At 58.4% G+C, this 6,781-nt stretch carries 6 protein-coding genes and 1 tRNA gene; 4 read left to right on the top strand and 3 right to left on the bottom strand.

The window, feature by feature from the left end; translation table 11 throughout:
• Positions 1–1,158: ABC transporter transmembrane domain-containing protein (locus Q6L55_11370; protein ID MEN9259308.1), on the bottom strand; the 1,158-nt coding region annotated here is incomplete at its 3' end.
• Positions 1,159–1,238: 80 nt separating this feature from the next.
• Between Q6L55_11370 and Q6L55_11375 the strand changes: the two genes are divergently transcribed.
• Positions 1,239–2,099, top strand: a complete 861-nt coding sequence (locus tag Q6L55_11375) for a 4-hydroxybenzoate solanesyltransferase (protein ID MEN9259309.1) — start codon at positions 1,239–1,241, stop codon at positions 2,097–2,099.
• A 24-nt stretch (positions 2,100–2,123) separates the two neighbouring features.
• A complete protein-coding gene (locus Q6L55_11380; GenBank protein MEN9259310.1) occupies positions 2,124–3,431 on the top strand; it encodes a TRAP transporter large permease subunit in 1,308 nt (435 codons plus the stop codon).
• Here the strand turns inward: Q6L55_11380 and trpB are convergent.
• Together trpB and Q6L55_11390 are read right to left on the bottom strand one after the other, a co-directional pair.
• The gene (trpB, locus tag Q6L55_11385; GenBank protein ID MEN9259311.1) at positions 3,428–4,639 is read right to left on the bottom strand and encodes a tryptophan synthase subunit beta; all 1,212 of its coding nucleotides are present in this window, start codon (positions 4,637–4,639) and stop codon (positions 3,428–3,430) included. The genes Q6L55_11380 and trpB overlap by 4 nt on opposite strands.
• 679 nt (positions 4,640–5,318) lie before the next feature.
• Positions 5,319–5,390: transfer RNA gene (locus Q6L55_11390), tRNA-Val, on the bottom strand.
• Between the two features lie 38 nt (positions 5,391–5,428).
• On the opposite strand from Q6L55_11390, the gene Q6L55_11395 reads away from it, so the two are divergent.
• Together Q6L55_11395 and acsF are read left to right on the top strand one after the other, a co-directional pair.
• Positions 5,429–6,178 carry an ABC transporter ATP-binding protein gene (locus Q6L55_11395; protein MEN9259312.1) on the top strand — a complete coding sequence of 250 codons (750 nt, stop codon included), beginning with the start codon at positions 5,429–5,431 and terminating at the stop codon, positions 6,176–6,178.
• 103 nt (positions 6,179–6,281) lie between these two features.
• A partial coding sequence (acsF, locus tag Q6L55_11400) for a magnesium-protoporphyrin IX monomethyl ester (oxidative) cyclase (GenBank protein ID MEN9259313.1) occupies positions 6,282–6,781 on the top strand: 500 nt, incomplete at its 3' end.

The raw sequence follows: 6,781 nt of genomic DNA on the forward strand, positions 1-6,781 counted from the left end.
GATAATCTGGCCAGATTGGGGGGTGTAAAGACCCGTAATCAGCTTGGCCAGGGTAGACTTACCGCTGCCGTTGCCCCCAATAATCATCACAATTTCGCCGGGGTAAAACGTTAAATTGACCGGCCCTACTCGAAAGGCTTTGTCATCCGTTGGGCTGGGGTATTGATGCACCACATTTTGCAGGGTCAGTTGCTGCCAATGCCGGCGTACCGGTCGGTCCAGGGTTTGGGATTCCCCCACATCCTGCAAGGACAACCCCAAGGCCGTAATTTTCTCCAGCGCCACCCCCGCCCGGCTAAACGTGGGTAGGTTGCTAATCAGGTGCTCCATCGGCAGCATGAGATAGGTAAAGACCAGCACATACCCGGAGAGGGTTTGGGGATTGAGGGTGAGCCACTTGGGCAGGCTAAACAACACAAAGCCGATGGCAAAGAAAAAAATAAATTTTCCCAGGCTGGAGGTGCTGGCAAAGTAGGTCAGGCCAATGGTGGTATAGCGGCGAAACGCTTGGGCATGGGCCGTCAGATAATGCTGGACAAAAAACTGTTGCTTGCGGTCATTTAGCTTCAGCTCTTTGATGCCCCCGGTCAAGCCCTGAAAATCCTGAAACAAGTCGTCCTGTTTCTCCCGCGCCTTGGCTAAATACTGGCTGCCCAAATGGGTCAAAAATTGGCAACTGGCAATGGCAATCGTGGTCAAAATTAACACCAAAAAAAATACCTGCCAAGACAACCACGTGATATATACCAAACTGCCCAGGACAATGGCCGCATCAATACACAAAAAAGGAATGGCAAACACCGCCTGGGCCACCGCCTGCACATCCTCCGTCAACGTCGCCAACAAGCGGGGCGTACCCAGTTGTTCCAGATGGCTAAGTTCGGCGCGCAGCATCTGCCGACTCAAGTGCAACCGCAAATCCAACACCGCCCGCTGCGATAGCCCAATCAGCATCACCTGGGACACCACACTGGTGCTCAGGGCAAGGACTGCCAAACCAACAAACAGCAGGATGACCAAAGGGGTGACCCCCTCCACCAACGCACGGCTAATGAGCGCTAACAGACCGGCACTGGCCCCCCCACTCAGAAAACCCGTACTGACGGCCAGCAGCACCAGCCACCAGGACCCCTGCAGCAGAAACAGCAGTAGTTTCACCCGCCCCTGACCCCCACCATCTGTAACCTACCTTAACAGAACTCTTAATCTAGGTTAGTAGCCTTCTCCTGCATTCTCCCATGAATGATTCGCTGGTGTATCGCCTCGTCCGGTTGCTGCGCTGGGACAAACCCACTGGACGTTTAATTCTACTGGTGCCGGCCCTGTGGTCGCTGGTGTTGGCCAGCCGGGGACGCCCCCCCGGGGATTTACTGCTGGTGGTGGTGTTAGGAGCGATAGCCACTAGTGCGGCGGGGTGTGTGGTCAACGACCTGTGGGACCGGCGTCTGGATGCCCAAGTACAGCGCACGCGACAACGACCCCTGGCTGCCGGGCAACTGTCGGTTTCCCTAGCGCTGGTCATTGCCGCCATCTTCCTGTTTGGCGCCTACCTGCTGGCGCGGTATCTGCATCCCTTGGCCTTTGGGCTGGCGGTGCTGGCGGTGCCCGTGATCCTGCTTTATCCTTCCGCGAAACGCTGGTGCCCCATTCCCCAAGTCATCCTGGCGACAGCCTGGGGCTTTGCCGTGTTGATTCCCTGGGCGGCGGTTACTGGAACCCTCACAGCGGCAACTTGGTGGTTGTGGGGAGCAGTCTGGTGCTGGACTTTAGGGTTTGACACGATTTACGCCCTGATGGACCGGGAGGATGACGAACGGGTAGGGATTCACTCCAGCGCCCGGTTCTTTGGTCGCTCCACGCCCTGGGCGGTAGGTATCCTGCTGGGATTGACCCTGGTGTTGCTGGCCCAGGTGGGACGGGTGTTGCGATTGTCTTGGCCCTATTATCTGGCCCTAGCCATCACAGCCGTTGTTTGGGCAAGACAGGTAATGCGCCTGCGTCGTTCCCAACCCCTGCCAGTCTATGCCCGCTGCTTCCAAGAGCAGGTGGCAACGGGCTTTTTGTTGCTCGTCGGTATGGTGGTCGCCCAGGTCGGATAATCAAGGAGTAGGGACGGGGTAACTATGGCAACGGGGGTCCTGGGGCCATTGATGTTTCTGGGGGCGGTGATTTTCCTGGCGACGGGGTACCCGGTGGCCTTTGCCCTGGGGGGAGTGGCCATCGCCTTTGCCCTGGTGGGGGTGGCGCTGGGGGTGTTTGATCCCCTGTTTCTCACCGCCTTGCCCTACCGCATTTTCGGGATCATGGCCAACTACACCCTACTGGCCATTCCCTACTTCATCCTGTTGGGGTCGCTGCTGGAGCAGTCGGGGGTGGCGGAACGGTTGCTCACCACCGTCGGCGGTTGGTTTGGCCGGTTGCGGGGGGGATTGGGGGTGGCGGTGGTGGTCGTAGGGGCCTTGCTAGCGGCCACGACCGGGGTGGTGGCAGCAACGGTGGTGGCCATGGGCCTGATTTCCCTGCCGGTGATGCTGCGCCATGGTTACCGCCCAGAACTGGCCACCGGGGTGATTGCCGCGTCGGGGACGTTGGGGCAAATCATTCCCCCCAGTGTGGTGCTGGTGGTGCTGGGGGATCAGTTGGGGGTGTCGGTGGGGGATTTGTTTGTGGGGTCGCTGCTGCCGGGGCTGGTGCTGACGGGGATGTATGCCCTGTATGTGCTGGCGGTGGCCCATGTGCGTCCCCAGTGGGCGCCGGCGTTGACCGATTTGCCCCCCACGCCCTGGCCAAGGGTGGTGCGGGCGGTGTTACCTCCCCTGGTGCTGGTGCTGGTGGTGCTGGGGAGTATTTTTTGGGGGATTGCCACGCCGACGGAAGCGGGGGCAGTGGGCTGTATCGGAGCGGCGCTGCTAGCCTGGACGGAAGGGAAACTGTCGTGGGCGGTCGTCTGGCGGGCCTGTGAAGCCACGGTACGCACCACCAGTCTGGTGATGATGATCCTGATCGGCTCAACGGCCTTTAGTTTGGTGTTTCGGGGGTTAGACGGGGACCAGTGGGTATCGAATTTGCTGCTGAATTTACCGGGAGGACGGGCGGGCTTTTTGCTCTTCAGTATGGGGCTGGTGTTTCTCCTGGGCTTTTTCATTGACTTTTTTGAAATTGCCTTTATTGTGGTGCCATTGCTGATTCCGGCGGCCCAGCAGTTGGGGACGGATTTGGTCTGGTTTGGGGTGTTGTTGGGAGCTAATTTACAAACGTCGTTTTTGACGCCGCCCTTTGGGTTTGCCCTGTTTTATTTAAAAAGTGTGGCGCCGCCTGAAGTCACCACCGGCCAGATTTATCGGGGCGTGGTTCCCTTTGTGGGCATGCAGTTGCTGTTGGTGGCACTGCTGATTGGGTTCCCCCAACTGGTGACGGTCGCCCTGCGCTAGAGGGCTAGGTGCTGCATGGCTGTCTGCACGTCCTTGTCCCCCCGACCGGAGCAATTAACGACAATGCGGGTGCCCGGAGGACATTGGGGCGCCAGGTAGTCCAGATAGGCCAGGGCGTGGGCCGTCTCTAGCGCTGGGATGATGCCTTCGAGTTGACTGAGCCGTTGAAAAGCGGCCAGGGCTTCGGCATCGGTAACGCTGACGTAGGTGGCCCGCCCGATGTCTTTGAGGTAGCTGTGCTCCGGACCCACGCCGGGGTAATCCAGGCCAGCACTGATGGAATGGGCTTCCAACACCTGGCCCTGGTCGTCCTGGAGTAAATAACTCATGGCGCCGTGGAGAACCCCAACACGTCCCTGGGTCAAAGTCGCCGCGTGCCTACCGGTGTGAATCCCTTCGCCGGCCGCCTCCACCCCAATCAATTGCACCGTTGGCTCATCCACAAAGGCGTAGAACAGGCCCATGGCATTAGAGCCGCCCCCCACACAAGCCAGCAGAATGTCCGGCAGCCCTCCCCACAGTTCCTGACACTGGGCGCGGGTTTCTTGCCCAATCACGCCCTGGAAATCCCGCACGATCATGGGATAGGGATGGGGCCCCGCCACCGACCCCAGGATGTAGTGGGTAGTCTCCACGTTCGTTACCCAGTCGCGGATGGCTTCCGAGGTGGCATCCTTGAGCGTCCCTGTACCACTAGCGACCGGCTGCACCTGCGCCCCCAACAAGCGCATGCGGAAAACATTGAGGGCCTGGCGCTCCATATCCTGCACACCCATGTAAATCACGCACTCCAGGCCAAAGCGGGCACAGACCGTGGCCGTTGCCACCCCATGTTGACCGGCCCCCGTCTCGGCAATAATCCGCCGTTTGCCCATACGCTGGGCCAGCAGCACCTGCCCCAGGGCGTTGTTGATCTTGTGGGCGCCGGTGTGGTTGAGGTCCTCCCGCTTGAGATAGATCAGGGGGTGGGAGCCATCCGGGCGGCGATAGTGCTGGCTCAAACGCTCGGCGTAATACAGGGGGGTGGGCCGACCCACATAGGTCCGATACAAATGCTGTAATTCCTGGTGAAACGCCGGGTCCCGCTGGCACTGGGCATAGACCTGCTCCAACTCCGCCAGCGCCGGCATCAGCGTTTCCGGTACGTACTTGCCCCCAAACCGGCCAAAACGCCCCAGCGCATCCGGTACCTGCGCCGCAATTCCCATGGTTAACTCCACCACTCCCCCCAAATTATAGCCTGAGGGGCCGCCGTCAGCTTGGGCCTATATGCCGGCAAAAACTGTCGCTGTATAAATTAGGACAATCCTATTTGTCAACTTTAGAATTTTTTATCAACTTTATCAACGGTAGCCGTAATTGTTGCTAAGTATAAAATTTTCCGGTTTTCTAGGGATTAAAAAAACTGTTAACCTGTCGCCTTGGGGATTTTAGCTTCAGGACTAAGGCATTGATCGTCCCAAATAACTACGCAACTAAAGGTCTGGTTGAAAATAAATTGTCACCCTCGGGTGCTGAGTCAGTCCGGGGGAGGTCGGATGCCTCAGAGCTGGAAATGCCGTCCAGGGGCCTAGGGCCGCGAAACTGAGTCGGTTCGTCTATAGTGATGCGGGCAATCTTGTGTGGCCGACGCAACTAGCCCATAAACTGTTAGGGGGCTGGGTTCCCGAAACGCTGGGTAATGTTCCCATAATACCGTGATACATCCCCGGCAAAGACACCGTAGGCCATGTCCTTACCTTATCTGGGCCACCAGCGCCTTGACTTGCACGCCAGGCCCCCTGTAATTGCAACCGACACACAGCCTTTTGGGGACAATGTTGACTGCACCAGTTTTGCCACCCGTTCTAATCCCTAAAACCCCGGCTGGGTCTGGCTTGGTGGCGATGGGCGATACTGGAATCGAACCAGTGACATCCTGCTTGTAAGGCAGGCGCTCTACCGCTGAGCTAACCGCCCTGATAGCATAATAATTCTAAAGTACCACGAGGCTCGGCATGCGCCCATCCCTGCTGCGGGTTCAGGAGTTGTACGCGGGCTACGTAGCCGGTCTGGACATTTTGCAGGGAGCGAGTATAGAGGTGGGGCAGGGGGAATTGGTGACGCTGATCGGCCCCAATGGCGCAGGCAAATCCACATTACTCAAGGCCATCTTTAACCTGCTGCCCTACCGGCGGGGGCGGGTGGAATTCCAAGGGCGGGATATTTTGTCCGTACCGACCCATCAACTGGTGACCCTGGGGATGGCCTATGTGCCCCAATTGGCCAATGTGTTTCGCTCCCTGACGGTGGCGGAGAACTTGCAACTGGGGGCTGGGGCTAAACGGGGGAAATCGTTACAGACCCGTGTAGATGAACTGACCCAACTGTTTCCCATCCTGCGGCAACGCTATCACCAGCGGGCGGGGACGCTTTCGGGGGGGGAGCGGCAGTTGCTGGCCATGGCCCGGGCGCTGATGAGTGACCCGCAATTGCTGCTGTTGGACGAACCGTCGGCGGCCCTGTCCCCGAAATGGGTGGGTGAGGTGATGGGCTGTATCCAGCAGATCAATCGCCTGGGAGTCACGGTTCTACTGGTGGAACAAAACGCCCGTCAGGCTTTGAAAATCTCCCACCGGGGCTATGTCCTGGAAAATGGGCGGGAATGCTACAGCGGTCCGGCGGCTCAACTGCTCGATGACCCCCGCATCGGGGAACTCTACCTGGGTATCAAAACCCCCCTGACTACGGTAGAACCGCACTCTTGAGAGTCAATAAGCTCTGTTGATTGTCAATAAATGTAACGAAAGGGGGTGGGGGTTGGGGGTGTTGTAGTAAGGTGACAGGGGTGGAAGTTGACGGGGATTGACGATGGTGACGATGTCGCAGGAGCTGGTCTTTGAGGAGTTGCGTCCGGGGATCAAGGCGCCGGCCAAGGAGACGATCCTCACGCCCCGGTTTTACACAACGGACTTCGAGGCCATGGCGGCGATGGACATCCGGGCTAATCGGGAGGAGGTGGAGGCGGCGCTCAAGGAGCTGCGGGCGGATTACAACCGCTATCACTTTGTGCGGGATGAGGAGTTTAACCGTTCCTGGGACCACATCGACGGGGAGACGCGGCGTTTGTTTATCGAGTTTTTGGAGCGCTCCTGCACGGCGGAGTTTTCCGGGTTTTTGTTGTTTAAGGAGTTATCGCGCCAGTTGAAGGAAAAAAATCCCCTGCTGGCGGAGGCGTTTGCCTGTATGGCCCGGGATGAGGCGCGCCATGCCGGTTTTCTCAACAAAGCGATGGCAGATTTTGGCCTATGTTTGGATTTGGGTTACTTGACCAGCCACCGGACTTACACCTACTTTGCCCCACGTTTTAT

Origin of the sequence: Gloeomargarita sp. SRBZ-1_bins_9, from assembly GCA_039794565.1 — a bacterium.
Classification (GTDB): Bacteria; Cyanobacteriota; Cyanobacteriia; order Gloeomargaritales; family Gloeomargaritaceae; genus Gloeomargarita.

What these genes read in the sequence shown, in the direction of transcription:
- Q6L55_11375 (MEN9259309.1), top strand. Translation starts at nt 1,239, where the DNA reads ATGAATGATTCGCTGGTGTATCGCCTCGTCCGGTTGCTGCGCTGGGAC.
- Q6L55_11380 (MEN9259310.1), top strand. Translation starts at nt 2,124, where the DNA reads ATGGCAACGGGGGTCCTGGGGCCATTGATGTTTCTGGGGGCGGTGATT.
- trpB (MEN9259311.1), bottom strand. Translation starts at nt 4,639, where the DNA reads ATGGGAATTGCGGCGCAGGTACCGGATGCGCTGGGGCGTTTTGGCCGG.
- Q6L55_11395 (MEN9259312.1), top strand. Translation starts at nt 5,429, where the DNA reads ATGCGCCCATCCCTGCTGCGGGTTCAGGAGTTGTACGCGGGCTACGTA.